Here is a 2,595-nt window from a genome sequence, read left to right on the forward strand (position 1 = left end):
GAGGAGCCGCCGAAGAAGATCGGCGGCGCCGGTTCCGGTCGACGCGCCAGGACGGAATCGACGACGGCGAGGTGGTCACCGCTGTAGGAGAGCGGGCTCTCCGAATCCCAGAGTCCTCGGACGATCTCGAGGAACTCGTCCGCCCTGGCGTATCGGGCCTCTTTGTCCAGGAAGTCCCCATAGGCGCGTTGCTCGCGGGACTCCCCTCCGGTGACCACGTTGAGGAGCAGGCGGCCACCGGTCTGCCACTGGAAGGTGGTCGCCATCTGCGCGGCGAGGGTGGGACTCATGAGCCCCGGGCGCAGCGCCACGAGGAACTTGATGCTGTCGCTCGACTCGGCGAGCAGTGCGGTGGTGATCATCGCGTCCTCGCACCAGGCGCCGGTGGGAGTGAGGAGGGACTCGAACCCGTTGTGCTCGGCCGCCGCGACGATCTGCCGCAGATACGGCAGGGTCGCCGGACGGTCCCCCGACATCAGCGTGCCGTGCCCCCCGGCCACGAGGTTGCGCGAGTCCCCGTAGGTGGGCAGGAACCAGTGGAAGTGCAACCCAGTCTGGTCGGGGTTCGGATGAGTCGGGTCGGTGGCCACGGACGGCTCCTGAGGTGTCTCGGGTCGGAGTGCGGACCGACACATCGTGCGACCGGACGGAGACGGGGGGCCACAATTGCCGTCACCGGGAAGGAAACCCATTACACGAGTAGACCGATCGGTCTATAGGCTGTGGTACCCTCTCCCCCATGACACCCCGATCACCCGCCCCTGACCTGCGTTTGTCCGACGTGAGCTCGGCCAGGGTCATGCGCACGATCCGGTTCCGGGGGCCGGTGACCCGTCCGGAGGTGGCCGCGTCCACGGGCCTGTCGGTGGCGACGGTCAGCCGAGCCACGGCAGCGCTGCTGTCCTCCGGGGTCATCCGCGAGCGACCCGAACTCATGCACGACGGTTCCGTGGGCCGGCCGAGCATCCCCGTGGAGATCGATCCCGCCGGGCCCGTGGTGGTGGCCGTCCACATCGGCCTCAGCCGGTGCGTGGTCGCCATCAGTGATCTCGCCTGCCGGATCCTGTCCGAGTACGCGATCCCCACCCCGGGCCGGGATCCGGAGGTGATCGCGGACGAGCTGTCCGCGATCGCGTTCCGGCTCCTCGACGGCCACCGGGACCGCCGGCTGGTCTGGGGCGGCGTGGCCACGGCCGCGAGGATCACCGCGCCGGGCAGGATCGACCACGACCTGCTGGGGTGGCGGGACGTTCCGGTGGCGGACCTGTTCGCCGATCGAATCGGGGTGCCCTTCTCCGTGGCCCCCCACGTCGAGGCGATGGCCGCGGCGGAGCTGCTCGTGGGGCACGAGTCCCACACGGGCACGACGCTGGTCGTCTACGCGCGGGAGCATCTGGGCTCCGCCCTCGTGATCGACGGCGCCGTGCACCTGCCACGGGCCGGCTCGGCGGAACTCGCCCACCTCCCCGTGGGGCCGACCACCTACCTCGACGACCGCGGCGGTGGCCTCCTGGACGTGGTGGGCGATTCCGGACTGGTCCGGGCTGCGGCCGCCCGCGGGATCACCGTCGGGTCGGTGCCGGAGCTCGCGGCCCGGGCACACGGTGACCCGGTGGCCGACGCGATCCTCGTCGAGCGGGCGACCATCCTCGGCCGCCTGGTCGGGTTGGTCTCGGCCATCACTCGGCCGGATTCGGTGGTGCTCTGTGGACAGGCCTTCACGGACCACCCGCGCTACCTGGGACCCATCCTGAGAGCCTCACGGGAGACCCCTCTCGCCGGCGGGGCACCCGAACTCAGGGTGTCGACGGCGGGCGGGCGGATCCAGCAGCTGGCGGCCATGGCGGTGGCGCTCGACACCATCTCGGCCGACCCCACGAGCGCGCTGCCGTCGAGGCTGCTGTCGGTGTCCTGACCCTTTCCGGTCACCGCGACAGTAATGTTCGACATCCGTAGCGGACCCCCACAGACTTCTCGTATGACCGAACGAAGCCTGTCCACCGCTCACCAGTCCGTCCCGGCGGAGACCCACCGGCGTGCGATGCGTATGCATCCCGCCGGCGTCACGATCATCACCCTCGACGGCGCCGACGGGCCGGTGGGGTTCACCGCGTCATCACCGTCCAGCCTGTCGTCGAGGCCCGCCCTGGTGAGCTTCAACGTCGGGATCTCGTCGTCCAGCCTGGCGGCGGTGCTCGACGCCCGGACCGCGGTGATCCACCTGCTGGGCGAGGCCGACCGATCACTCGCGCTCCGGTTCGCCGGCCCCTCCCACCTCCGGTTCGCCGACCACTCCCTGTGGACCCGGGCCGAGACCGGTGAACCGCTCCTCCACGGCGGGCGGGCGCGACTCCGGGTCGCCCTCGATCGTCTCGTCCCGGCGGGCGACCACGTCCTGGTGGTCGCGCGGCTGCTGGACGCCTGGTTCGACGAGGAGGATCCCGGCGATCCGCTCGTGGTGCTCGACGGTGGCTTCCGTGCGGTGCCCACGGCCCACGAGTGACCACGTCCCACGACTGACCACGACTGACCACGAGGCCGACCGACCACGAGATCGGCCGACGACGAGGCGGCCCCCGCTCGATGAGCGGGGGC

General features: G+C 71.0%; 3 protein-coding genes. 2 read left to right on the forward strand and 1 reads right to left on the reverse strand.

Going from position 1 to position 2,595, the window contains the following annotated elements; all coding sequences use genetic code 11:
- The coding region (locus G6018_RS13510; protein WP_347237866.1) for an LLM class flavin-dependent oxidoreductase at nucleotides 1-590 on the reverse strand (590 nt) is incomplete at its 3' end.
- A gap of 149 nt (nucleotides 591-739) precedes the next feature.
- Between G6018_RS13510 and G6018_RS13515 the strand changes: the two genes are divergently transcribed.
- Together G6018_RS13515 and G6018_RS13520 are read left to right on the forward strand one after the other, a co-directional pair.
- The gene (locus tag G6018_RS13515; RefSeq protein WP_182611052.1) at nucleotides 740-1,915 is read left to right on the forward strand and encodes an ROK family protein; all 1,176 of its coding nucleotides are present in this window, start codon (nucleotides 740-742) and stop codon (nucleotides 1,913-1,915) included.
- A 63-nt stretch (nucleotides 1,916-1,978) separates the two neighbouring features.
- Nucleotides 1,979-2,503: a flavin reductase family protein gene (locus G6018_RS13520; RefSeq protein WP_182611051.1), complete on the forward strand. Its 525-nt coding sequence runs from the start codon at nucleotides 1,979-1,981 to the stop codon at nucleotides 2,501-2,503.
- Nucleotides 2,504-2,595 lie beyond the last annotated feature (92 nt).

Origin of the sequence: Dietzia sp. DQ11-44 (assembly GCF_014145205.1) — a bacterium.
GTDB lineage: Bacteria > Actinomycetota > Actinomycetes > Mycobacteriales > Mycobacteriaceae > Dietzia > Dietzia natronolimnaea.

Excerpts from the sequence above, each read along its gene's own strand:
- G6018_RS13520 (WP_182611051.1), top strand. The coding sequence starts at position 1,979 with ATGACCGAACGAAGCCTGTCCACCGCTCACCAGTCCGTCCCGGCGGAG.
- G6018_RS13515 (WP_182611052.1), top strand. The coding sequence starts at position 740 with ATGACACCCCGATCACCCGCCCCTGACCTGCGTTTGTCCGACGTGAGC.